Source organism: Pseudoalteromonas sp. SR41-4 (genome assembly GCF_014163985.1).
GTDB lineage: Bacteria > Pseudomonadota > Gammaproteobacteria > Enterobacterales > Alteromonadaceae > Pseudoalteromonas > Pseudoalteromonas rhizosphaerae.
In genome coordinates, this window is sequence record NZ_JACJEI010000033.1 from 23,939 (window position 1) to 50,467 (window position 26,529).

Genomic DNA, 26,529 nt, shown 5'->3' on the forward strand with positions numbered 1-26,529 from the left:
CTATCCCTTTGTTATTTTTTACTTTATGTGCAAAATTTATTTAAATTACTTTTCAGGTTTACCCTGCAGCTGTTTGAGTGCATTGGCTAAGTCTAAATCAACCTTTGATGGCTGAGCATCAATAACTCTACGGTACTTATCGTATTCTTGTTTTGCTTTTTCTGTCGCTTGTGCCTGTGAAATATTGCCAGCATGGTTAAGCACTTCATAGTCACTTAAGCGCAAAAAGTCATCAAGCTTGCTTGCCCAGTCTGCCATTTTCATTAGTTTACCATTACGGGCTTGCAGCTCTGCAAATTCTAAGTAGGAATTAACCAATCTATTTAAAGTATCGAGTTCTTTCTCGTCTAAATAGTTTTTGCCTGTAACCACCTCTTTGCGGGTTGGTTCTGTGCCTGCAAAGCTGGTTAAGCCTAAATGAGGTTTGTCGGCATCAATTCGTTTAAACACGAGCTCTGCTGCGGTATTACCATGTGCAGCCCAATGCATTTTATTTTGCACTTTCGCAAAAAAGTCGACACTGGTTTGTGCTTTGCCATCGTAATCTATGCTGGTGGCGTATATATCGCACACCTTACGCCAGAAAATTTTCTCTGATGAACGTATGTCGCGTATGCGGTTTAACAGCTCATCAAAGTACTGCATGTTATCAGGGTTTTTAAGGCGCTCGTCATCCATTACAAAACCTTTGGTTAGGTACTCTTGTAATGTTCCTGTTGCCCACTGGCGAAATTTAGTGCCTTGCTTAGAGCGCACGCGGTAACCTACTGCAATAATTAACGGCAAATTATAGTGCCTAGTATTATAGTTTTTGCCGTCCTCGGCAGTTATTCGGAATAACCGAACAACTGAATTTTCAGCCAATTCCTGTTCGTTAAATATATTAGTAATGTGCTCGCTGATGGTCGCTTTTGACTTGCCATACAACAGGCATAAATCAGCTTGAGTCAGCCATAACGTCTCGGCCTCAAAACGACATTCAACCTTGGTTTGGCCTTCATCTGTTTCAAATAAAATAAACTGACCAAGCGGCGGCGTAACATTATTAATCATTTGGATGCTCCCAATTACGCACGTCTATTTTGCCTGTAACTGCAGCAGAGATTAAGGCCGTGCGGCGTTCTTGCATCAATTCAATAGCATTAGTTGAATTGTTAATAAGCACATCATATTTCGAAGTTAGCGCTTCTAATTCACTGACTATTAGATCTTGTTCAGATAATGGTGGTATTACGAATGCGAAGTTTCTAATATTATCAACATTTATTCTTTTGAATGTAGAACCAACCATTGCTAGTTCTAATTGCTGACTTATTACACCGGAATGAAGAACATACATAGCAAACAAAGGAAGTAACCCGTTAGATAGTCTGATCAAACAAACATCCTGCCCCATTGCAAATGGGGGAAGCCCTTCGCTTACAATAGCGGCTTCGCCAACAGTTGCATTTCGACTATAAATGATATCTCCAACCTTGGGTTCTCGGCCTCCACCAATAAGTTCATTATAATACTTTTCACTCGTATACTTTGCTGTTGATAAATCTACAAACCATTTTTTAACTTCACTAATACTCGCTAAAGGGATGCCATCATCAAAAAACTCTGCAGTTATATGCTTACAGTCAATAACCTCGCTATAATGTTTTAAAGTTGAAGCAATCCAATGAGCTGGCACCTCACCTAACCACTCGACACCCGAATCTTTCATTGGGGCTTGTGGGTTAAGGCCTTTAGTCACTGCATGGCTTATCACCGCTTGGCGCTTTTCTTTTAATAGCTTAATCAGTTGCTGCTGCTTTTCGATCAAGGTATCGATTTTAGCCGTTTCGTGATCGAGGAAGTTGGCGATTTGGATTTGTTCTTCAAGTGCAGGTACGAGTATTGGTAGTCTTCTAAAGTCTTCAAATTTCATAGACTGGCGTAGGCCTCCACCCATGCCATAAAATACTTTTGTCGTGTCATATGAATGAAGTAACCTGTAAACAAAGCGCGAGTTCAATTCCGACTTTGTTGCAAGTTTTAAATATGCAGATGTGATAATCCCATTTTGCTTAGCCAGACCTACACGAAGGCTTCGCTTGTCATTTTGAAGATCAGTTAATCGTAGAATAATATCCCCTGAATTAACTATTTGATATGTATTAAATGATTCTGGTAATAATCCAAAGTTTTTCTCTACATCACGTTTAACTATTCGGCCGTAGCTAAGTGATAAAACATTAGTTTCTACGCCGTCTAAGTTTTTATGCGCTGTCTGATCAAAAAGAGCAAAAGTTGGCTTTAATTCCCACCCTGACGGAATATCTCTGATCCATTCAACCCCAGAATCCTTATACTCAGGATATGCCTGATATTTTCCAGCTTTTAACTCATTCATGCGAACCTCCAAGTTGAGATTTAAACCAATTGGGCAACAAGTTGTTGCCCAATTGCCCGCACAGGGCTAAAAGCTCGGCATTCACTTTAACAACGGCTTTTTGCTGGCTTAATGCCACTTTATGTTTAAGCTCAGTAAGCCATTGCTTATATTCTGCTGTTTGCTGTGATTTTAGGTGTTTGTTTTTATGCATTCTCATCATCCTTCAAAGCCCAAAATGGATGCGTTGCCCAATTTTCAGGAAACCCCATATTTCTAACGGGTACTTCTGGGTGCTTAACTATTAATTGAACAAGCTTGTCTGTCCATTGACTATCGGGACTTACTTCTTTCATTAGGTGTGCCAGCAATAATAAAACTGAATATAAGCGTTTTGCAGGCTGTATATGGCTATTAGGTAACGCTGTGGGTAACTGCCATTCTGCGTCTCTTAGTAGCTTAGGTGCAATAGGTAACTCCCTATTCCACAAGCGAGCATGATGCGCGCAACAATTTCTGATAAAGGTAAGAGTATGTAACCAACTCGCAAATTTATCCTGAGGAACATTAAAGCGCTTTGCGATAGCTTTTCTGTCGGAGTCTTTAACTAACCCTTTATATAAATGAGAAAGCTCACCCAGCGTTAGCTCTTCAATTACAGCCCAACATGGTGGTAAATTAGGCTCGTTATAATGGCTCACATAGTATCGGCAATAGTTTTCACGTTGCTTTAGATTAATTAGTTCCGCTTTTTTTTCGGGGGTATGTTGCGGCGAATTATTAATTTTTGCGGTCTCTCTTGCCAAAATGCCACGCTCTTTGTCCTGCTTATCACTTAATGATTTAATTAATCGATTATGATCATAATTGCGATTAAAGTGATTGCGGTCAATGTACCAGTGAGAGCCACTATAAGGCTCATCATCTTTTTGATACTTTGGGCCCATAACATTATTAAACATGGAGCGGGTAGCAACTTCAATGCGCTCAACCGCATCCATAATTAACAGCCTAAGCTCTCGGTCAAAAGCATACAAAGCAACCACTTGTTTAAACTCACTGCCTTCATTAAATGGGTGCTCTTCATCGTGTAACTTTTGAAAAGGCCGCATATAGGCTGATAGTCTAAAAAAGCTAATAACCTCTAAATAATGTTTAGCTCGTTCAGGCTCTTTTATACTTAGCCCACGTTGCTGGAGTAACGCTATTTGCTCATCAAGGCTAATCGAGGGTTTAAAAAATGGGATCACATCAATTCCCTATCAAAACTTTTTACTAGATGGCATGTATGTTTTAAATGGGAGGAAGTTATTAAGGCGTAGAAAAAAGAAAACCCGCACAATTTCAGCATGAATTTTGATAAATCAAAGCACATAGGCTTGGCGGGTATATTACGTATTATATTAGTTTTTAATGACGATAAGGTCAATAACAATAGTAAATTAATAATAGTTATTTGTTGGGTTTTAATCCACCATGAGGTTAGTCTTAGCTGCAAAGTCACTATATTAGATGACTTAAGATCACAATACTTCATTACGAATGCACCTCTTGCAACAATTTCATTATGTCATTACTCACAGCATCTAGCTCTGCATCAATCTCAGCTAAGTTACGTGGTGGCTGGTACTCATAAAAATGGCGGTTAAACGGTATTTCGTAACCCACGATACCTAGCTCACCGTCTTTATCATCACACTTGGTGGCGTTAATCCATGCATCGCTTACGTGCGGGGCTACTTCGCGGTTAAAGTAGTTTTCAACCATCTCTTTGGTCGTCATATTCGGTTGCTGTGCACCCTCAGCATAAGCTTCTTTGAGTGAGACGTTTTCGTTATCGCGTAGGTCGCCATCTTGCTTGAAAGTCACTACTTTACCTTGCCACTTTGTTACATTTCCTTGGTATTGAAATGCGCCGTGTAGTGGGTCTGCTGAACCTTTAAATAATTTATCAACCACGCATTCTGCCGCTGGGTTTTTAAAGGTAATGGCATCAAGCAGCTGTTTTTTCTCTTTGGTTTCGAGCTTAATATCTAAGGCTTTAAGCGCTTGTGTGTAGGTTATATCAAACTGGTTAAAGTCGTCTGATTGCAGCTGCTTACCACCAGCATCGTCACCTAATTGCGTTTGTAGTTGCTTCGCTTTTTCCATGAGTGATTTTTGGAATAACCAAAGTTTAGGCTCTAATACATCTTTAATTTGCTTTTCTTTCAGCTCAGGGAAGTCGGCTTTAATAATGGCTCTGGCTTCAATTTCAACTGCGCTCAAATCGCCGTATTGATTATCACCCGAGCTACCACCTGAATTGTCTGTAGACCACTGTGTGCCAAACTTTTCATACAGCGCCATCATAGCACCACTGTAAGGTTTAGGTGCAAAGCGAAGTGATGCAATGGCTTTATCAGATACTTGAGCTGACAATCTTAATGGGCGCTCTATGGTGATACGGCGATAACCAAACTCATAGGTATTAAATATTTTACTGGCAAAGGTCTTTGCTACATCGGCTTTAGGGTTAGCCGCTTGGCGACCTCGGCTACTTTTAGCTTCGGTTGGTTTGGCTAAGCCTAGCTCTTCAAGTGTTTTTGTTTCTACTTGTTCAAAGTTACCAAAGCTGCGAGTGATAACTTTAATGTCGTCTTCGCTCATTATATTACGTTTAGAGCCAAGAGATTTACGCATTTTACCGCATAAGTTAGCGCCATTAATTAACTGAACCTTATTTTTACGCTCAGCGCTTTGCTGCTGCGACTTTTTATTCGACAACACCCATACATAGGTAGCAATACCTGTGTTGTAAAACATATCAGTAGGTAAGGCTATAATTGCCTCAAGTAAATCGGACTCTAAAATATAGCGACGAATCTCACTTTCGCCACTGCCTGCGCCGCCCGTAAATAAAGGTGAGCCATTTAGAATAATACCGATACGCCCGCCGTTGTCTGAGGCATCGCGCATTTTACTAATAAGGTGCATTAAAAATAATAGCGAACCGTCAGACACTCTTGGTAAGCCTGCGCCAAAGCGACCACCGAAGCCCTTAATTGTATGCTCGTCTTTAATATCGCCTTCAATCTTTTTCCAATCTACCCCGAATGGCGGGTTAGACAGCATGTAATCAAACTTATCTACTGCTAGCTGATCATTCGATAAGGTATTACCTAGTTTGATGCGGCTTACGTCTTGCCCTTTAATAAGCATATCGGCTTTACAAATAGCGTAAGACTCAGGGTTGAGCTCTTGGCCAAATGCGCGCATAACCGCATTAGGGTTAAGCTCATGTACGTACTCCATGCCTGATGATAAAAAGCCGCCAGTACCCGCTGTTGGGTCGTAAATGGTACGAATAATACCTTCTTTGGTTAGGGCGTCGTCGTCTTCCATAAACACCAGTGAGGTAGTTAAACGCACGATATCGCGCGGGGTAAAGTGCTCCCCTGCAGTCTCGTTAGAGCTTTCAGCAAAGCGACGTATTAGCTCTTCAAACACTAAACCCATATCGTGATTAGATATAGCTTGCGGGCTTAAGTCGGTCGTTGCGAATTTTTTAACTACTTTAAAAAGTAAATTGGCGTCATCTAATAGCCCTATAAACTCATCAAACTTAAAATGTTCAAATATCTCGCGGGCATCGGCTGAAAAGCATTGAATATAACGTTCAAGGTTGGCTTTAATATCACCTTGCCCCATTTTGCCTAAATCCATAGGCGAGGTATTAAAAAAGGTTAAGCCTTTGTCATCATCTGGCGTTTTAGTTGCTTTTAATAAAAACTTTTCTTGAACTTCTTCAGCCAAGTTTAATGGTTTAATACGTTCAAATTCAGCGACTACTGCATTTTTAGTTGGTTCAAGTACACATTCAAGGCGGCGTAATAAAGTAAAAGGTAAAATAACACGGCCATACTGAGACTGTTTAAAATCACCACGCAGGAGATCGGCGACTGACCAGATAAAAGCAGCTTGGTTATTTGAAGTAGTATTCATGAGTAGATAGCCTCTATGCAGTTAGCTGAGTGTAATTGTTTTTGTTTATGTACTTGCTGGTGTGAAATAAATAGGAAATCATAAGTATTACTAGCATCATTTTCTTGTACTTTACTATAAAAATAAAACGCCTCCAGCCCTGAGTCTTCCTCAAGATCAATAAGTCGTACAAAGGGAAAAACCTTTAATTTATCCTCATTATTTTGTGATGAAACAAAATAGAGCTCTTCATTAACGAATGGCGTTTTTGATGATAGTGTTTTCAATCCAAAAGGATAGCAGCCCAAGCCACTATACTCTTCTAATTCATATGCATGATCATTTCCATCCCAAACACCTGAAATTGGACGAACTAAACAGTAATCGTTGAACACATCATAAAACATATCTAAAAAATCGAGATAGAGATTATCCACTAACTTAAAGGTATCTCTTGCGGCAGATTTTGTTGGGTAACTACCATGACCCGATGTTTCATTTCTAATAATAACAGCGTCATCAAACAGCTTCGCAAGTTTTTCACTGAATATGATATTTATCAGTAAGCTTTCTTGAGGTAAGTTTTCAGCTTTTGTTTTTAAGAGCTTTAGTAAATTATTCCAATTACCAAACGTTGCGTTTTTAAGATAGCGTTTTTGTGTTTTCAAGATACTCAGGACCGCATCTTGGTTAAGCTCTTTTTCTATAAAGCCTAAAGCTAATGAATTTGAAAAAATAGCTAAGCATTCAAATAACTTCAGTAGTAACTCATATCGGGCTTTATAATCCGACTCACTGATACTCCCATAATGATGCATTATATTAGCAAGCGGATAAGGTGCGACATCTAAAACTCTTGAATGTAATCCCTTATCAACAGGTAATCTGTAACGTTCAAAACGATAATCACTCTTTTCTTCTCTCCATAAGTCTTGCTCTAAAGTAATTAATTTTTTTCTCCATTTTGAACTTTCATTCAAAATTAAAGCTATTTCTTGCTGTTCTTTTAAATCTGGGAAGTTGATAACTTTTCTTAAAGTAGAATACTTTTGAGGAGAGCTCGCAACTCCATTTGTTCTATATGTTACTAACCACAGTTTCCATTTTTCGCTTTGAAAAAAAAGTTTGAGATAATCAATATCAAAATTGACATTAAATTTGAAAAAATTGTATTTGCTTTTATCAATTGAGATAGATGCGCCATAGTCATTAAATACAACTTGATGCCATCTTTTAGAAATTGCAATATCCCAACCTATATCATCTGCATCAGTTTCTTGAAAAAAATATCTAAACTCTCTTCCTTGAATACTTATGTCACTACTCAACAAATCAAATGAGAATTCTACGCCCAGCTTTCCCATTTGACCGTCTTTTGAATCAATATAACTTCTATCTATTTCATAGCCTTCATGGATATCATCTAGGGTTGACAGTAAATAAGTATCAATTTCAGTGTTTAAAGGAACTCTTTCATATTCAAACTTGCGACTACTCAGCCCTACCTTAACTTGCCTGTAACAGAAGTCGTCATTACTTAGAACTTTGCAGTTTTCTCCACCTTTAAAAGAGTCGTATTTTTCTAGTAAGTCCGTGATAGACTTTGTGTCTAAATAGGTATTTTTCATACCTACTCTTTTTCTTGAGTTTAAACCCATCACACTACCATCAATCAATTGGACTTTATTTTTTCGATTAATCGCTTTCTTGTTGGTCAAGACTAAAATATAAGGCTGAACGGATGTATTAAAAAACATATTTTCAGGTAATGCGATGATTGCTTCTAATAAATCGTCATCTAATATAGCTCGCCTGATTGCACTATCACCGCTATTTGCATCACCTGTAAATAAACAAGAACTATTGACCACAACACATGCTCTACCACCGCCATCAGCTTTAGGTCTGAGTTTACTAATGACATGCATTATGAACAACAGTGTTGAGTCACTACCTCTAGGTAGCCCGGCTTTAAACCTATTTGTACTATTTAAAGATTTGTTCTCAATCTCAATTGAGCCTTTAAAAGGTTGCCACGATAAACCAAAGGGAGGGTTAGATATTATATAGTCAAAATTAGCACTGCTAAACTGATCATGTGTGAGTGTATTTCCTAACTTTATATTATTGGGCTCTTGACCGCTAAGTAATATACGAGCTTTTGCGATGGCACAAGATTCGGAGGAGACATCTTGCCCATAAGTAGATAGTAACTGATGCGGATTTATTGAGTTTGTATGTTCAATAGCAGCAGATAAAAAGCTCCCAGAGCCGACTGTAGGATCATATAAGCTCCTTATTAACTTACTTGAGGATAGTTGATCTTCCTCTCCTGAGAACAACAGAGATGTAGTTAGTTTAACTATATCCTGTGGAGTTAATCGTTCATTTGCCCCCTCTAAAGAGCTTTCTAGAGAACGGTGACTAAGTTCAGAAAAAACAACTCCCATTACCTGATTGCTAACTTCATCCAGACCTAAATCTATACTTGCGAAACGCTCAGATACATCAATAAGTTGATTACTTAAATTAAGTTTTTGTATAGTATTAAAAAAGTCGAAAGACTTAAATATATCTAAAACATTTTTACTGAATGATTGAATGTAAAACTCTAAATCATTAACTCTATTCTCGTAACTGAGTTGATTTAAATTCATTTCAGAAGTGTTATAAAAGCTTAGTCCCGTTATTTGAAAGAGAAAATCATCTTCGGCACATTCAAACTTTGCTTCTTTATATTCAGAAAGAACCTCTAATTTAGTGCTTTCCAATAAGCAATCTAATCGCCTCAATAGTGTAAAGGGAAGAATAACACTACCGTATTGAGATTGTTTAAAACCTCCTGAGCGAAGCAAATCAGTTACTGACCAAAGTTTTGCAGCAATTGCATTTGATCTTCCATTTTTTTCCATAAACTAATCTTCCATAAAGTAATCGCTATCAAGCGCTTTTACTTCAAATATGTGTTTAGTGCTTACACCTAAATTATGAGTAAGCATGAGTTCGGTTAGTTGTGCGCCATCCACCAGCACTGTTCGTTTTTCTATCATGCTTACGTATTCGAGGGCATCTTTACTAAAACTGCTGGTGGTGATGAATACGCCCTTTTTAGCGCGGTGCATATCAAGCGCACCCGCAAAGGCTTGTATATCTGGGCGACCAACTGTTTTATTGGTGTAACGTTTGGCTTGCAAGTATATCATTTCGAGGCCGAGCTTATCTTCTTTGATCACCCCATCAATACCACCATCTTGCGTGTATTGCGTGGCTTGCCCTGCATCTTTGCGCGAACCGCCATAACCCATAGCTAGCATTAAATCGACAACTAAGTTTTCAAAAAATACGGGGGATGCTGCTAATATCGCTTTTAGTATTTCGTCAGTTAAATTGGTATTGAGGGTATCTATCGCGGCTTCAATCAGTTCTTCTGGGGTTTTGTCTGAGTTATTGCTTACTATGCTGGTGGAATTTGCTTGTGCAGGTTCACTTTCGTCTTTAGAACGTGTTTTAAAATCAATAAAAGCTGCAAACTTACTTAAGTATTGATTATTGATTGGCTCACCAGACTCGATAGCCACTAGCCCTTTTTGAGTGATCTTACAAAAGGCTCTTTTCGGTTGCTCAATTAAACCCGCTTGTACTAAATAAGTTTTAGCCCAGCCTAAACGATGATAGGCATAGGTTTGTTTACCACTGGGGATACGTTGTTTTAACTCTTGCACTGTTAATTGTAACAATGAATAAACTTGGCTATCAATTTCACTAAGCTTTAATGATTGTGGGTAATGCAATTTAAGCACCTGTAGTAAAGGCTGCATAAACGCTTGATAGTTAGGTACTGTCATATTTCCTTTTGCCAGCATTGCTGGATCCCTCAAAAACTAAACAACTGCATGTTATGTAATTTACTTATGTAGGGCAATTGTTTGCGGTAAATGAGTCAACTTCCTCCCCTCTTTTAGTCTCATCTTTGCGTGCCAGCGACTATTTCGATGATTTAACCACATTTGTCGTTATGACAAACTTTGCCAAATGACAAAAACTTTGTCATTTTAATTAGCTAATTATTCACTCTATGAATAATTTAAAATAATAGTATTCAAATAGTTAAACCTACAGAGTGAATAAACACGCCAAACGGATTCATTTTAAACGCGAAGTGGAATTACTAGTTTTAGCGTACCAAATCCTATGAATAATGGTCTTATACGAGCTGAAATTTGCCCCTTAAAACACCTTAAATATACAAAAATGGCAAACTCTATCTATAAGATTGTCATAAATCACCTCTGAGCCCTTTATACACAAGGGCTCTAACAGGCATGAACAAAGCGCCAATCTAACGAGGATCTAACATTTATCAGCAGAAAAAACGGCTAAAAAACTGTCTTTTATTTTTGAAGTAGTGCAATTGGTAACGATGGTTGATTACTTTTACTACATCGTGCAACGGAGCTTATAATTTCCGTCTCTGTCATTGTTTGATTTGCAAGAATAATTGTAGGCCCATACTGGTTACGTAAGTGTGAAAGCCGCTTATCAAGCGTTACTTTACAACGTGCTTTTACTTCTCGAACAATCGCTCTTGGCTCAACACTCTTGAGCATGCGGCTATATGCCTTTGGGTATGCTGCAACAAAATAGCTGTCTGGTGATGTAAAAATATCAAGCGGTATCGGTTGAGCCCGCTTACCTTGTAAACGTAATTCGTGACGCGTCCAATCTTTGTAAAAAGGCTCATTTACAGGTAGTTTGAGTTGCTTACCCTTTTCATAAATAACCATCTTTTTATGAGAGCTATTGGCCCCTATGTAAATTGTTCTCCCCTCGTTTGATTTGAGATCCCGTCGAGTCGGCGCAGTACCGGACTTAGGCGAGTAGTCACCTTTACTAAACGACTTTTGAACATGACGTATGTTGTATTTACCGCTTAAATCATCGAGCGCTAAATCAATTCGCCTAATGTCCAACTTAGCAAATTGCTCGAGTTGTAATAGCGGAAAAAAATAGCGGTCATCTAAATTGATTAACTCACATGCAAAACCTGTTAGCTCTAATCGAATACTTGTTTTATTGTTAGGCCATTTAATTGCACCGCAACTTTGTTTAACCACATCAAAACTGTGAAGTAATTGCCCATCATCAAAGTGTTTTAACTTAGGCTTAAACTGACTGATTTTAATCAATAGTGACTTTAGCCAGTCTTTGAGCTTTTGCATAACCTCATCAAATTGGTCCTTACAAACAAGTACTAAATTAATAGTTACATAATCAATTCGTGTTTTAATATTATTGTTTACTAAAAAAAGACCATCTGTCTTTGTTAATGACTCTTTATAAGACACTGTAAGCATATTGTTTTTACTTACTTTATTGGAATTAATTGTCGGTGTTAATGCCCCTTTTATGATCTTATTATCCATTAATGCATGCCTCCATCCAGTTTAAAATGTCGGATAATCGCCATGCTGTCGTTCTTTTATTTAATTGAATTCGCTTTGGAAACGTACCCGCCTGCTCCATCTCATAACGTGATGTACGTGATAGCCCTGTAATATGCTGGCATTCTTTTTCTCTAACAAAACGGTCAATACTAAGTGTTTGCTGTTCACAGTGATCTTTATTCATGTAAATTTCTCTATTTTTAATTTCGATTCGATCGAGTGTGATCGCATCAGTTCGAGAGCTATTAAATAGAAAAATTAAAAGTCTGAGAATCGAGCCTAGCTGCTAGGCTCAGACTTTTTTAAATTGAACAAATCGAAAAACGACTTCTTTGGCATAAAAACATAACAGCAAGCAATTGATTTTAAATAACTAATAATAAGAAATGGAGTAACTCATACAAACCGTGGATTTACATGGAGATTTATTTAAACGTAGGCTAAACAATTACTATTGATAATAATGAGGTATAAGTAGGATGTTCAAGGCCTCTTTTTTGTCAAAAGGTAGCCTTGATTATATGGCATGATTTAAAGGGTTTTACTCGCTCAGATTTTTTCCATCTGAGCTAACTATTAACTCGCTTTTGCTATGTGTTCGCTCCACCAGTCCATCATTTCTCGTCTGCGGTCGATATACTGTGCACGGTTATAAGCGCGTCTGACTTCGTTTTTTTCTATGTGTGCTAAAGCAGTTTCTATTAAGTCTGGATCAAACCCTTGCTCATTTAAAATGGTGCTAGCAAGCGCACGCATACCATGGGCCACCAGCGCACCTTCAAGCCCCATCCTTTTTATTGCCGCATTAGCTGTTTGCGCATTTGTATGACTTCGAGGATTTCTATCAGCAGGAAAAATATACTCTCTGTGGCCACTAACTGGTTTCATTAATTCCAGTAAATGAAGCGTTTGTTTAGTCAAAGGTACTTTGTGCTCCTTCCTCATTTTCATCCGCTCGGCAGGAATTATCCATAACCCGTCATCAAAGTTGACTTCAGACCATTTAGCCGCTGCGGCTTCCATTGGTCGGCACATTGTGTGTAACTGCCACTCAATCAAACATCGAGTCGTGTATTTTATGCTCGCACGATTCAGCATTGTCATTAATTCAGGCAACCTTTCTGGCTCAATCGTACTCATGTGAGTTCGTTTTGGTGATTGAAATGCACTGCGAATACCTGCCAACGGGTTTGATTGGATCAAGCCCACGTTAACAGCATAAGTCATGACTTCATTTACTCGTTGACTTAATCGCCTAATTTGCTCAAGCACACCTTTTGATGCAAGCGGTTTCATTACAGCTATCACCATGGGCGCTGTTAATGTATTAATCGGTCTGTTTGCTAATTGTGGAAATAAGTGATTTTCAAACGAACGCCAAATATCTTCAGCATATCCTTCACTGACTGATGCACGCTTTACATCAAACCATTGCTCAGAAACATATTTAAATGTATTTTGAGTTTCGTTAAGTACATCGGTTTTTTCTTGCTCGGCCTGCTCTTTCGGATCAATGCTTTTTGCAAGGAGCGCACGTGCTTGCTCTCTTAATACTCTAGCTTCTTGAAGTGTGATTGTAGGATATGCACCCAAAACCATATTATTACGCTTTTTAGTGTAGGGGCGATAGTAACGGAATATCCAAGATTTATTACCTGAGACGCGTATTCTTAAATAAAGACCGTTGCCATCTGCAAGTTCATAATCTTTATCTTTTGCCTTTGCGCGCTTTAATTGGGTGTCGCTGAGAGGTTTGATCAATTTTGCCATTAGTTACCTTCTTAAACTTAGCTACAATCAACTGAAATTTATAGTAAAAATGCTTTTTGGTACCACAAGTTTATTCTCAGCGGTTTATGGTACTTGCAATGGTACTTAGTGTTCCGAATAGTACCATACATCTTCGAACCATTTAGAAACAAAAAAGCCCTTAACTCATTAAAAGTTAAGGGCTTTTTGAACGTATTCGGCACTTGCCGAACACTATATTGGTGGAGCTGGGGGGATTTGAACCCCCGTCCGAAAAGCCTCGACCGTCGGTACTACATGTTTAGTATTGTCATTTAATTAACCTTTAAGTCCCGGACAAACACGGTAAGTAAAGGCGAGGCCGCTTAGTTTTAGCGCTTCAACCCCGGCCAGGGTTTCCGTCGCGATCAGGTGTTAGGGTGACACTCCAAAATCCAGTCCACAAGAATACATGGAAGGAGCGCTAGCCAGCCTAAGCTGCTAGAGAGTAGTTATCGTCGTTTGCGATTACTTTAAATTGCGGCTTTTTAACGAGGCAAACCGCACCTCGACATGCACCTTGGGCTTCTTGAATTCCGTCGAATCCTAATCAGCCCCTGAATTAGTAAACTCATTCAGAGCGTGCAGCCAGTATAACCGAGTAACGCGCTGATACTCAAGGCCCTTTTATGCTTTATTTTATATTGCTATGGCGTTGCTGATTAAATATGCAAATATATGTTAATCCTCTTCATTGCACCAAACAATAAAATAACATTTACTTAACATTGCTTAGGGGTTATGCTCAGCAGCGTGTTAGTTTGAAAATACCCAAAAACGGTTTAGTCGAGCAGCATGTAAATTAAAGCATCTAAATAAAAATAATAAAAACAGGCATATTACATAGGAAATCGATAAATGTCGTTGTTTATACATAACCCTGTAACGGGTTTTGTGTCACTGCTTGAGCACCCTAAAAATAGTGGTTTCCCAGTGACTAGCGCGCAACTTATTGAGTTAATCGAACAGTCCCCGTTCGCTGATTTCGATATAGTCAGTGCAAATATTGGTAAGTTATTCTCACCGAGCAAAAACTATCAGGATGATTCTTTAATTGTTGCTCGTGCACTCGATGCGTCGATATTCATTCAGGTTGATGAAAAAAATATGGTCGCTGAAGCCACATTAACCACTGCTAAAGGTGGGGCCTTAATGTCGATTGACAAGGCTCGCGAAGCACTCGTTGATGCTGGCGTATTACATGGCATTAGCACTCGTGCACTGGACAATTTTTTAGGTCAGCAATTTGACAAGCCTGCGGGTGTTTCCTATAAAGCGATTGTTGCTCATGGTCGTAGACCAAAAGAAGGCAGCGACGCTAAATTTGTACGTTTGTGCGCTACAGCACAAGATCGTGTATTGAGTCCACAAGCAAAAGAAGGTGGTAAGGTCGATATGCGCAATTTAGGCGCGATCATCACTGTAAAACCAGGCACTCCTCTAATGCAGCGTGTTGCTGCAACTCCTGGGGAAGATGGTTATACGGTATTTGGTGATGTGCTGCCCGCCATACCAGGTAAAGATCTACCATTGCAACCATTTGAAGGCACTAAACTCGATCCAACTAATCCCAATGTACTGATTGCAGATTGTAAAGGTGTGCCTGTCGCCCTCCCTCGTGGCATGCGCGTTGATGACGTGTTGTGTTTTGATAATGTTGATATTGGCACCGGTCATGTTGATTTTGACGGCAGCGTAATTATCAGTGGCGATATAAAAGATGGTATGCACGTGCGTGCCAGTGGTGATATCACGGTATTGGGATTTGTTGAATCAGGCCAGATCGAAAGTGCCAGTGCGGTCACAATTATGCTCGGTGCAATTGGTCGTAAGCGTGAAAATGACGAAGCGTTTACTTGCAAAATTAAAGCCGCTCGGACTATTTCAATTGGCTATGCCCAGTATTGCCATATTCATAGCGAACAAGATCTCTTTATTGAACGACAAGCATTACATTGTGACTTGAGTGCTCGGCGGTTGATCCGCGTTGGTAAAGCAAATAATCCGCGCGGTAAAATTATTGGCGGCAATATTTTAGATGCCATGCGAATTGAAACCGGAGAGCTAGGTGCCCCATCGGGCACAAAAACCCGAGTTTTCATCGCGCAGTATTGGCATGACTTGAGACAAAAACAATTGCAAATTGCCGATTTTGAAAAACTGTTAGCCACTAAATCCGCAGCATTAAAGCAAGCACGTAAAAAAGCAGTTAAAATTCCAGCACCAGCAAAACGACAATTATTTTTAGACAAAATTAGTGCTAGCGAGCAACAAATTAATATTCGTATTGCCAACACCAAACGTAAAAAACATCTAGTAAAACAAAAAATAGCACAGCTTTTAGCTACTAGCCGTTTAAAAATTAATGAGTTAATGCATCCCGGTGTGGAGCTAAAAATCGCAAAAGATTCAAAACACTTTTCGCGTATTTATCCGCCCCACTTAGTTAAAATGAGCGAAGGTAAAATTACTCAGTCGTTTTAACGGCTGAGTCTTCGTTGTCACCAGCTTGCTCTGCATCTTCCGGCACTTCTGCAGCTAAAGGCCAGCCACCCAGCTGTTGCCAACGATTAACTATCAAACAATATAGCTCTGCCGTACGTTCGGTGTCATATAATGCTGAATGAGCCTGTTTGTTGTCAAATTCAATGCCAGCTGCACGACATGCTTTAGCAAGTACCGTTTGACCAAGTGCCAAACCCGCTAATGAGGTTGTGTCAAAACTAACAAACGGATGAAATGGCGTACGCTTAATATTATTACGTTCTATTGCTGCATTTAAAAAACCATGGTCGAACGCCGCATTATGAGCCACTATGACTGAACGTTGACAACCCGCAGCTTTTTGAGCTTTACGTACCACTTTACAAATTTCTTTGATCGCTTCCTCTTCAGATACTGCGCCACGTAATGGCGAGAAAGGATCAATACCATTAAAATCAATAGCGGCTTGTTCAATGTTTGCGCCTTCAAATGGCTCAACATGAAAATGCACAGTATGATCAATACTGAGTAGGCCTTCATCATCCATTTTTAATACTGACACCGCAATTTCTAACAGTGCATCGGTTACTTTATTAAAGCCTGCAGTTTCAACATCAATAACCACCGGGAAAAAGCCACGAAAGCGTTTTGCGAAAAGAGTTTGTTCAGTATTTGCCATAGTATTCTTGGTTTGCCAGAGTAAGCTGGCTATTATGTCAAAAATCATAGTGGCTAGGCTAGCGCTTTACAGATTAAATTAACACTTACATTTAGGCATATAACTTGCTTTACTTAACTAGAACTAGAGCTAGCTAACGACACCTTGATGACTGTTAGCCTCTGTAAATGCAGCTTTTGCCAAGATATTGGCGTAATAAATTGTTGGAGATCCCGTAATGAAGCTTTCAATGCTGTTTATCAGTCTAAGCATTGCAACTGCATGCCTTTCAGATACGGCCAGCGCTGCAATGCGCCAGTACACAGCCACGGCAGATAACTCACAATGGGAAGTTGTAAAAACAACTCGCTTACAATGCCAATTAAATCATGAAGTTCCATATTATGGCGAAGCTATTTTCAGCGCTACCGCGAGCAAAAATAAAGACCTGCTATTTAACTTGGATATGGTTGTCCGTCCTGACAATTACAGTATTGCTGGTTTAAAAGCAGTCCCGCCAATCTGGCGAGCAGGTTTACCAGCACGTGATATTGCTGACATGAAATTACTACGAAAATTTGACGGCGAACTGGGTAACAAAACGGCATGGGAAATGTTGACCGAGCTTGAAAAAGGCTACCAACCTACTTTTTATTACCAAGACTGGCAAAATAGTGCCGATAAAATTGCCGTTGGCTTATCGAACATTAATTTTAAACAAGCCTATTGGGCATTTTTACAATGCCGCGATGAATTACTGCCATACAGCTTTGAAGATATTTCCTTCACGATTATGAATTATCAACCAAATACCAGTAAACTTACTAAATCATCAAAACAACGTTTAGATAAAATTGCTGAGTATTTAAAGTACGATACGACGATTGCGGCTATTTCGATTGACTCATACACAGATAGCTACGGTGGTCGTTGGAACAACTTAGAGCTGTCTAAAAAACGAGCTCAAGCGATCAAAGAATATATGGTGAGCCTAGGAATTGATGAAACTAAAGTTGAAACGCAAGGCTTTGGTGAAAAACGTCACGTAGCGACTAACGATAATATTTTGGGCCGCGATAAAAACCGCCGCTTAGTGATACAAATTGAGAAAATGTAGCTAAAAGAAGTAATGCCTTTTAGCTACATGACGACTGTTGTTAAGGGTTAAGCTTTTTAAACGTGGCTCTTTTTTTCAACCAACCATCACCAAACTGAAACACCGCTAAGCTCAGTAATATAATGACAGCGCCAATAAGTAATTGTTGATCAATTGCTTCATTATTTAACCAGCCCCCTAAGCCAATCGCAAAGCTTGGTGTGATCAAGGTGGTTAGCGCCACGGTACTAGCTGGTAATTTTTGTAACACATGAAAATAAGCAAGCGAACCAACCAATGAGCCAAACACGCCCAAATACACAATTGACCACAGTGATTTTACTGTCCACGTACTCGTATTGAGCTCACCATCGAACAACCACCAAGTAATAAAAAATAAGGGCGTAACAAATACTAATGCACCAAATGTGGTCGCCATTGGATGAATAGCAATTTTTATTCGCTTGATCATCACACCACTTAAACTAAAAAAGCACACAGCCATAAATACGTAAGCTAAACCCTGCATTTGCATCAATGAGCCTTGCATGTGTTTTTCACTTACCAAAAATAACCCCAATAGCGCAAATGCTAACGCAATTAGTTTAACAACGCTGAATTTTGGCTCGTTGAGTAATCGCTGTGCTAATAAACCAGATAAAATTGGTGCCAGACCAAACATTAATGATATCAGCCCTGATGGAACTGTTTTAGCTGCCATATAACTCAACAGCATGCCACCATATATGCCGATACTCGAATAACCATACAAAAAACACGCACGACGGTGCCAAGGGACACGAATATTAGCAATCGCCACAACTAATGCAGCCAGCACTAATCCTATCGACATCCGTAACAATACCGCGAGCGTTGGTGTAACAGACTCACTGCTCCAAACAATTCCCAAAGGCGTTGTTGACCAAATTAAGACCATTAAAAAATATGATGCTTTAACGCTCACAAGCGGATCCTTTTAGCAAAGTGGCGATAACAAAGAGGAAGGAGATACAGCACTAACCGCTTTGAAATCGCGGTTAGTAAAAAACAACTTAACCGCAGCGCAGCAATGGGCGCACAACTGATAGATTCAGCCATGGGCGCATGGTTAGGGCTCGGTTAACTTGTTGCATGTAAATAGTATTCTTAATAATAAATTGAATTTATAGAAATAGCAGAACTGGTTAATAAGTCAACTGCTAGAGTGGTTTTTATACCAAAAACTGACTTCACAATGATGGCTTGTAAATCATAAGTTACATTTAATTTCTTTGATTTGTAACAAAACTATTTAAGTTTGTGCCAACTAGTTATATCTTGCCTGCCTCTCACGATGTTTTAGGGGCAAAAAGTGCTTAAAAATAAAACAATAGGCAGCATGTTAATTGTTGCAGGTACCACTATCGGCGCAGGGATGTTGGCGCTACCAATCGCTTCTGCGGGACTTGGCTTTACAACCGCATTAGCATTAATTATTTCAATATGGGCGTTAATGACTTATACCGCATTATTAATGCTCGAATTACATCAACATGCTGATCGCGATGCCACGCTAAATACGTTAGCAAAATCATGGTTAGGTAAACGCGGCCAATATCTGGCTAATTTTTCGGTGATGTTTTTATTCTATGCGCTTTGCTCAGCTTACATTGCAGGTGGTGGTGCGCAACTACAAGAAAAAATAAATAACGGCTTTAGCCTCGATATTGCTCCGCAAGTAGGTTCAATCATTCTAGCGATTGTAATAGGCACAGTTGTTACCTTAGGCACCAGTAAGGTCGATAAGCTAAACCGAGTGTTATTTAGCATCAAAATTGTGGTACTGGCGAGCTTATTTTATATGTTAACCCCGTATGTTCATGGCCAACATTTACTCGAAATGCCCATTGAACAAGGCCTTATTTTATCAGCTATTCCGGTGGTATTTACCTCTTTTGGTTTTCATGGTTCGATCCCATCGATCGTTAAATATGTTGGTTTAGATATTAAAACCTTACGCCGTGTCATGATTGCCGGAGCAGCTTTACCGCTGGTTATTTACATTTTTTGGCAGTTGATCAGCCAAGGTATGATGAGTCAAGCTGAATTACTAAAAAGCTCTGGCTTACCAGGCTTTGTGGCAAGTATTGCCAGTATCGCTAATAACGCAGCTGTTGCCACTGCAGTTAACCTATTTGCAGACTTAGCACTGGCAACCTCATTTTTAGGGGTGAGCCTAGGATTATTTGATTTCTTTGCTGATGCCTTTAAAAAAGGAGATGGTAATAAAGATCGGATAAAAACAGCCCTCATTACTTTTATCCCGCCATTAGGATTTGCATTGTTTTACCCACAAGGTTTTATTATGGCGCTTGGCTATGCAGCTATCGCTTTAGTCGTACTAGCAGTGTTTTTACCCGTAGCAATGGTTTATAAGCAGCGTAGCAGCGATAAAGGCGGCTATACAGTGCGTGGTGGTAATTTTGGTCTGGCAGTAGCGGCGCTTTGCGGCGTGCTTATTATCAGCGCCCAAGGGATGCAGATGGCAGGTTTAATCCCCGCGATAGGTTAATGCAAAAAGGCACCTAAATGGTGCCTTTTGGTATTTTAACTAACTTGAGTTAGATTAAACATGTGTTTAACTCAATCATCAAGCTTTGCAAATAGCTTTGGCAAATCTTGCTCTGCTATAGGCGGGCTGTAGTAATAACCTTGCACTATAAAGCAGTTATTGTTTTGTAAAAACTCCACTTGCTCTATAGTCTCAACGCCTTCGGCTACCACATTCAATTTTAGCTTTTGTGCCATCGCTATAATTGCCGCAGTGATCTCCATGTCATTTGGATCATCCGGTATATCTTTAACAAACGAGCGATCAACTTTTAAAATATCAACCGGAAAACGTTTTAAGTAGCTCAATGACGAATAACCCGTGCCAAAGTCATCTATCGATATTGACACCCCAAGCGCTTTTAACTGATGTAATTGCGAAATTGCCGCTTCCACATTCCCCATTAGCATGCTTTCGGTTAATTCCAGGTGTAACTGCTTAGCCGGCACCTTGGTTTTCTTAATAATCGATGCCAACAACGGCACTAACTTAGCATCTTTAAACTGACGAGCAGAGAGGTTAATCGAAATATTATTTTCTCGCCCTTGCGCTGCTAATCTTGCTGCAAATTCACACGCTTCTTGTAGCACCCAAGCACCTAACTCAACTATTAAACCTGTTGCCTCAGCTATTGGGATAAACTTGGTAGGCGGGATCATCCCTTCAGTTGGGTGGAACCAGCGGATCAAGGCTTCATAACCGACCACATGCTGCGTGCGACTATCAACTTGTGGTTGATAAAAAATCACAAATTGCCGAGCTTTGATTGCTAAGCGCAGTTCATTTTCAATAAACAGCCGCTCATTCGCAGCGGCATCAAGTTCTTGACTATAAAAGTGATAAGTATTGCGCCCTTTAGCTTTGGCCTCATACATAGCTAAATCAGCGTGTTTTAATAACTGGTCTTCTTCTTGGCTATCGTATGGCGCCATTGTGATGCCAATACTAGCACTAATAATGACCTCGTTATTGCCAAGCATAATTGGCACATTCAATGTTTTTTGAATAGTGTTAGCGACATCCATTGCATGCTCTTGACGCTCAATACCACTAAGTAAAACTGCAAACTCATCGCCACCTAAACGGGCAATTGTATCTTCCGCACGCAGTCGTTTTTTCAAACGGTTAGCAACTTCAACTAATAGCTGATCACCGGCATCATGACCAAGTGTGTCGTTAATACGCTTAAACTCATCTAAATCAAAATAGAATAAAGCAAACGCATAATGGCCACGCTCTGCAAGCGCCATTGACTTACGTAATTGCATTCTAAAGAAAGTACGGTTAGCCAGCCCTGTTAAGGTGTCGAAATAAGCCAATTGCTCCATTTTTCGCTGGCTTTCTTTAACAAACGAAATATCTTGTGCTGAGGCAACATAACTGGTGATGCTGCCACCGTCTTCGCGAATTGGTGAGATACTGAGCGATACCCAGATTGGCTTTTTATCTAAACCTTGGATCAAAGTATCGCCACGCCAATAATTTCGGCTGCGTAAATCGATATCAATGTCATCAACCAAAATAGCCATTTCTTTGGCGATAATGCTTAATAGCGGTGACTGCATAAAATGGTTTTCTTCAAACCCAGTCATTTCTAACATTTTTGGATTGACGTATTCAATCACGAAGTTTTGATCGGTGATCACTACCCCTGTGCCTGAGAAAGCAACTGCTTTAGATAATCGGTTAGCGGCTTTTTCGGCAATTTCTTTTTCTGTAATACGCTGATTCAGACCATCAATAAGCTTACGAATTTCAATCGCCATATCGCGAAAAGAACCATTTAAAGTACCAATTTCATCTTTGTTTTCTTTTGGAAATTCAATTTGTAAGTGCCCTTTGCCAAAACTGGTTACCGCATAAACTAAAGAATGAATACGGCGTAAAACGAGTTGGTAAAGTGCTTGATGTAATAACAGTGCGACTAAAATGGCATATAAAATAAACAATCCAAAAAACTTCACCTTTAGCTCTTCAAGCGCTGAAAGTGCTGATGAACGTTTTTTGTAAATACCAATATACCAGTCTAAATTATCAACTTTACGAATATTAATGATGTGCGTTTCACCATCTTGTACAAAAGAGTCTGCGTATTCTGGTAAATGCATTTTGATAGTCTGATTGATCAGCTCTTGTAGATCGCCATTAACAAAATCATGAGTACGTAATGGTTTGCCTGCTTTACCGTAGGTTTCGTAAAGATTTTTATTCAGATCAGGATGAGCAAGTAATTGCCCTTGGCTATCAAAAACAAATAAGTGCTGCTCCTTGTCACCGATCGGTAATTGCGAAATAAGCGTATCGAGTGCTAAATCGCTGCCAGTAACACCTAAAAATTCATTTTCAAGATAAACTGGCACCAGTAAACTCACCACCCATTTATGCCAAATTTTATCGTAGTAAACTTTAGACCACACAGCCGAACGGGTTGGATTAAGCGCTTCTTTAGCGTAATTAAAACTTTGATTATCAATAAACTGATGAGAGCCTGGAACATTCAGAGCCCAATTAGGTGGCGCAATACGGATAAAATTATCTTTGGTGATTAAATAAAAGTTAAAGAAATCTTGGATCAAGGTAGGCGCTACGATTTTCCATAACGATTCAGAATCATTAATGAGTTTTTTATAAAAAGGTGAGTACTTATCTTGTGGCATAAAAGCCGCAGATAAACCATCATCAGAGGCGCTGCGAATACTGCCATCGGGGTCAAAGCTGAGCTGCGCACTTTGGCTACTGAGCAATTGCGAGGAATTATAGAATAATTGGCTAGAGACGACGTTATTCGCTTGCTCCGCAATATTAATTTTGGTTTTCACCAGAGTATTAAACTGACGGATCAGACGTTCGCTGGAATGCTTGAGAACTTCATGTTCTTCAAATACCAATTGTTTTTCTTCTGATTTTAGCATCAACACCGCCGCACAGATCCCAGCAATTAAACAAATTGCCGAAATTAACAGCGAAAGCTTCATACTCAACGAATTTACACCAAAGCGTGATGGTGGGCGTCTATACACCACAGGACAACCTTATTTTTAATAATTATTTTTATTTAAATTCACCTAAATAAATATACCAGATCCCTATTTAGATTTATAAATTTTTCGTTGAAATTACTGAAAAAATCCCATATCAAAAATAAACTATCCTTTGGCGGCGATAAAACCCGCTAGAGTGTTGACTTTATAGCCCACTCTCCATACATTAAGAGTATGAATATAATATTTTCGCAATTACATTTTTCGTTTTTTAGCTTCTTTAGATAGAAGAGGCTTACCTGTTTGCGAGATTAAATCAACCGAATAGCAAAGCCTCCCAATTGGGAGGCTTTTTTGTTTTTATTACCCAAAAGGTAATTTTTTGGAATGAGGAACCCAAAAATGACTAATGATGTACTTAATTCACTTAGACACGATATCAATGAAATTGATTCTGACCTATTAGTGCTATTAGCAAAACGTCGCCGTATTAGCCACGGCGTTGTAGAATATAAGATTGCTAATAATAAACCGATACGTGATGAGGCCCGTGAACTTGCCTTGTTAGAGAAACTCATCGGTTATGGTAAGTCTCTTGGTTTGGACGCTTATTATGTGAATAACGTTTTCCAAACAATTTTAGAAGATTCAGTACTTAATCAACAAGCCATGTTACAGAAGAACTTAAACCCAGATGCTATGAGTGAAACACACCGTGTTGCTTATTTAGGTGGTCAGGGTTCATACAGCCAACTTGCTTGTCATAAATATTTTAGCCGTCGCCCAGGTAAACTTGTTGAAATGGGCTGCTCTAGCTTTGAGCAGATCACTGGTAAAGTTGAAAATGGTCAAGCAGATTTTGGCTTATTACCCATTGAAAACACCAGCTCAGGCAGTATTAACGAAGTGTTTGATTTACTGCAACACGCACAAGTCTCCATCGTTGGTGAAGTAACCCACAGTGTTGAACATTGTTTACTGGTCACACCGGGTACTGAGCTTAGTCAGATCAGTAAGATTTTTGCTCACCCGCAACCATTCGCTCAATGTAGTCGCTTTTTACAAGGCTTAGGTGATATTCAACATGAAACCTGCGATTCAACCTCAAGCGCTCTGCAATTAGCATTAGATACCCCTAATAGCGCAGCAATTGGTTCAGCTCAAGCGGGTAAAAATGTGGGTTTAGAAGTAATTAAATCAGGCCTTGCGAATCAACGTGAAAATCATAGCCGTTTTATTGTGGTTGCCCGTAAGCCTCTTTATGTATCAAAACAGATCCCGACTAAAACCAGTTTAATTATGGCAACCAAGCAACAAGCAGGTTCTTTGGCTGATGCATTGATGATTTTCAAAGAACACAATATCAACTTAGTAAAACTAGAATCACGCCCAGTCCCAGGCAACCCGTGGGAAGAAGTATTTTATGTGGATTTAGAAGCAAACCTGGTTGATAACCATGTTAAACAAGCCTTAGAAGAGCTAAAAGAGCACACCCAATATGTACGCGTACTGGGCTGTTACCAAAGTGAATCGCTGCAAGCTGTGAATATAGAAAGTTAAGCGCTAAGTAAAATATAAAAAAGGGCTAAAATTAGCCCTTTTTCATTATCTACTTTTCACACAGCGGTTATCAATCAAGTACTTTCGCATCATTGGCTTTGTTTAACAGGCTGCGACTTTGCGTTAAGAAATGCGCAGTAGCATCTGAAAAATATGCTTTTGCATCCGCAAATGAATCAATTAAAGCGGCCTTATCACCCGCTTTTAATTTGGCCAAGGTACTTGCAAACGTGTCTTGGTATTGTGCAAGTAATGGCTCTACGTTATCAAATTGCGCTAGCATGATGTCAGAATAAAGCTCTGGTGATTGTGCGAATAAGCGCCCTACCATCATCAACTCTAATTGGTAAATCGGTGACGAACAACTGCGGAGCTCTTCGAGGGTATGACCTTGTTTTGCTAAAAACTGGCCGTATACAAAAGTGGTTAAATGGCGCATAACCTGAATAATTTGCATAGCTTCATCGTGCTTTTGCGCATCGAGTTCAACAAGTTGACAGCCCCACACTTGCAGTTGCGATAATAAACCTTGGGCAATCTCATGGTTACGGCCTTCGCAAACCACCACTGTTTGCTTTACCCAATGAGAAATATCAGGACCAAACATTGGATGTAAACCGACTACAGGACCGCTATGCACTGCTTTTAATACTTTTAACGGTGCTTGCTTAACTGAAGTAATATCAACTAATAAACAATCATCATCGAGCTTAGGTAAGGCAGTGACCACTGTTTCTAAGGCATTAATTGGCACACTGATCATCACCAGTTTTGCACCCGCTAATATTTCTTGCGCGTTACTTTGCTGTTCTTTGTCGAGTATTCTAACTTCATACCCTGAGCGGATAAATTGCTGAGCAAACAATTGCCCCATAGCGCCTTGACCACCAACAATCACAATAGGTGATAACTGTGGCGCGCTACATGCTAATTTAGCCTGTTGATTTTGGTAAGCTTCGCGCATCATACGGCGTAGGATATCTTCCACCAATTCAGGATTAACACCTTGGTTAATCGCTTCTTGGCGACGAGCAGCTAATAAAGTAGCTTCACGGTCAGGCGCATGCAGTGGCGCACCCGTTTGTTGTTTGATTGCGCCGATCTGCTCGGTAATACTATTACGTCTAGCCAGCAGTGCAACCAACTGGGCATCACATTCATCGATCCCCTCTCTTAACTTATCTAACTCTTTTATATCCGCCACGCGACTACCACCTTAGAAACTGCAATTTCGTACATTTAAATTTACATAAAAGTAAACTAATCAATACGATAAATACTAACAGGATCGCTTAGTTGTTAAAAGGCTAAATAAGCAAAAGAATGGGATTTGGGATTTGAGATTTGGGATTTGAGTTTTAAGTACTAAGCCATAAGTTATAAGTTGGCCTAATTGTATTTGATTTATGAGTAATTCTTGGATGGGTATTTTTTTACTGGACTTCTCTGTGCTCTAATACCAATCGTGTTAAGTTACTGAGCATTTATAGCGACAGATAAATACAGTGATAACAAGGCGTAAATTTTGACATGTAGTTGTTCTACTTGAAAAAATTATAACGCAGTTAGCGCTTTATTTAGCTCGCTAGAATGGTTAAATATTTAA

Annotated in this window: 18 protein-coding genes and 1 other RNA gene; 4 read left to right on the forward strand and 15 right to left on the reverse strand. The window is 39.5% G+C overall.

What is annotated here, in order from left to right; all coding sequences use genetic code 11:
• Positions 1–45: 45 nt before the first annotated feature.
• From H5180_RS19825 to ssrA, 11 genes are all read right to left on the reverse strand, one after another.
• Positions 46–1,053: a virulence RhuM family protein gene (locus H5180_RS19825; RefSeq protein ID WP_182758911.1), complete on the reverse strand. Its 1,008-nt coding sequence runs from the start codon at positions 1,051–1,053 to the stop codon at positions 46–48.
• Positions 1,046–2,380 (reverse strand): restriction endonuclease subunit S, encoded by a 1,335-nt coding sequence (locus H5180_RS19830; protein ID WP_182758912.1) that lies wholly within the window; start codon positions 2,378–2,380, stop codon positions 1,046–1,048. The genes H5180_RS19825 and H5180_RS19830 overlap by 8 nt, the downstream gene beginning before the upstream one ends.
• A complete protein-coding gene (locus H5180_RS19835; protein ID WP_182758913.1) occupies positions 2,373–2,573 on the reverse strand; it encodes a hypothetical protein in 201 nt (66 codons plus the stop codon). Before H5180_RS19835 ends, H5180_RS19830 begins: the two co-directional genes overlap by 8 nt.
• Entirely contained in the window at positions 2,566–3,609 is a 1,044-nt protein-coding gene (locus tag H5180_RS19840) for an Abi family protein (RefSeq protein ID WP_182758914.1), read from the reverse strand. Before H5180_RS19840 ends, H5180_RS19835 begins: the two co-directional genes overlap by 8 nt.
• A gap of 286 nt (positions 3,610–3,895) precedes the next feature.
• Positions 3,896–6,343, reverse strand: coding sequence for a class I SAM-dependent DNA methyltransferase (locus H5180_RS19845; protein ID WP_182758915.1), 2,448 nt, complete (start codon positions 6,341–6,343; stop codon positions 3,896–3,898).
• Positions 6,340–9,234 carry an N-6 DNA methylase gene (locus tag H5180_RS19850; protein WP_182758916.1) on the reverse strand — a complete coding sequence of 965 codons (2,895 nt, stop codon included), beginning with the start codon at positions 9,232–9,234 and terminating at the stop codon, positions 6,340–6,342. The genes H5180_RS19845 and H5180_RS19850 overlap by 4 nt, the downstream gene beginning before the upstream one ends.
• A 3-nt stretch (positions 9,235–9,237) precedes the next feature.
• Positions 9,238–10,185: a restriction endonuclease gene (locus tag H5180_RS19855; protein ID WP_259399596.1), complete on the reverse strand. Its 948-nt coding sequence runs from the start codon at positions 10,183–10,185 to the stop codon at positions 9,238–9,240.
• A gap of 528 nt (positions 10,186–10,713) precedes the next feature.
• Positions 10,714–11,745, reverse strand: a complete 1,032-nt coding sequence (locus H5180_RS19860) for a replication initiation factor domain-containing protein (protein WP_182758917.1) — start codon at positions 11,743–11,745, stop codon at positions 10,714–10,716.
• Positions 11,738–11,950 carry an AlpA family transcriptional regulator gene (locus H5180_RS19865; RefSeq protein WP_182758918.1) on the reverse strand — a complete coding sequence of 71 codons (213 nt, stop codon included), beginning with the start codon at positions 11,948–11,950 and terminating at the stop codon, positions 11,738–11,740. The genes H5180_RS19860 and H5180_RS19865 overlap by 8 nt, the downstream gene beginning before the upstream one ends.
• Before the next feature lie 392 nt (positions 11,951–12,342).
• Entirely contained in the window at positions 12,343–13,536 is a 1,194-nt protein-coding gene (locus tag H5180_RS19870) for an integrase domain-containing protein (RefSeq protein ID WP_182758919.1), read from the reverse strand.
• 219 nt (positions 13,537–13,755) lie between these two features.
• Positions 13,756–14,112: a transfer-messenger RNA gene (gene ssrA / locus H5180_RS19875) on the reverse strand.
• Positions 14,113–14,412: 300 nt separating this feature from the next.
• Here ssrA and H5180_RS19880 point away from each other — a divergent pair.
• Positions 14,413–16,038 (forward strand): DUF342 domain-containing protein, encoded by a 1,626-nt coding sequence (locus tag H5180_RS19880; protein WP_182758920.1) that lies wholly within the window; start codon positions 14,413–14,415, stop codon positions 16,036–16,038.
• Here H5180_RS19880 and rnt read toward each other — a convergent pair.
• Entirely contained in the window at positions 16,022–16,717 is a 696-nt protein-coding gene (rnt, locus tag H5180_RS19885) for a ribonuclease T (RefSeq protein ID WP_145237162.1), read from the reverse strand. The genes H5180_RS19880 and rnt overlap by 17 nt on opposite strands.
• Positions 16,718–16,934: 217 nt before the next feature.
• On the opposite strand from rnt, the gene H5180_RS19890 reads away from it, so the two are divergent.
• Complete coding sequence (locus H5180_RS19890) at positions 16,935–17,813, forward strand: OmpA family protein (RefSeq protein WP_145237165.1); 879 nt, start codon at positions 16,935–16,937, stop codon at positions 17,811–17,813.
• Between the two features lie 40 nt (positions 17,814–17,853).
• Here H5180_RS19890 and H5180_RS19895 read toward each other — a convergent pair whose 3' ends face one another.
• Positions 17,854–18,756, reverse strand: a complete 903-nt coding sequence (locus H5180_RS19895; protein ID WP_149980787.1) for a DMT family transporter — start codon at positions 18,754–18,756, stop codon at positions 17,854–17,856.
• A gap of 387 nt (positions 18,757–19,143) precedes the next feature.
• On the opposite strand from H5180_RS19895, the gene H5180_RS19900 reads away from it, so the two are divergent.
• A complete protein-coding gene (locus tag H5180_RS19900) occupies positions 19,144–20,343 on the forward strand; it encodes an aromatic amino acid transport family protein (RefSeq protein WP_182758921.1) in 1,200 nt (399 codons plus the stop codon).
• A gap of 71 nt (positions 20,344–20,414) precedes the next feature.
• Here H5180_RS19900 and H5180_RS19905 read toward each other — a convergent pair whose 3' ends face one another.
• Entirely contained in the window at positions 20,415–23,405 is a 2,991-nt protein-coding gene (locus H5180_RS19905) for an EAL domain-containing protein (protein WP_145237174.1), read from the reverse strand.
• A gap of 360 nt (positions 23,406–23,765) precedes the next feature.
• Between H5180_RS19905 and H5180_RS19910 the strand changes: the two genes are divergently transcribed.
• Positions 23,766–24,923, forward strand: a complete 1,158-nt coding sequence (locus H5180_RS19910; protein ID WP_145237178.1) for a chorismate mutase — start codon at positions 23,766–23,768, stop codon at positions 24,921–24,923.
• A gap of 70 nt (positions 24,924–24,993) precedes the next feature.
• Here the strand turns inward: H5180_RS19910 and tyrA are convergent, their stop codons facing one another.
• Entirely contained in the window at positions 24,994–26,127 is a 1,134-nt protein-coding gene (gene tyrA / locus H5180_RS19915) for a bifunctional chorismate mutase/prephenate dehydrogenase (RefSeq protein ID WP_145237181.1), read from the reverse strand.
• Positions 26,128–26,529: the final 402 nt, after the last annotated feature.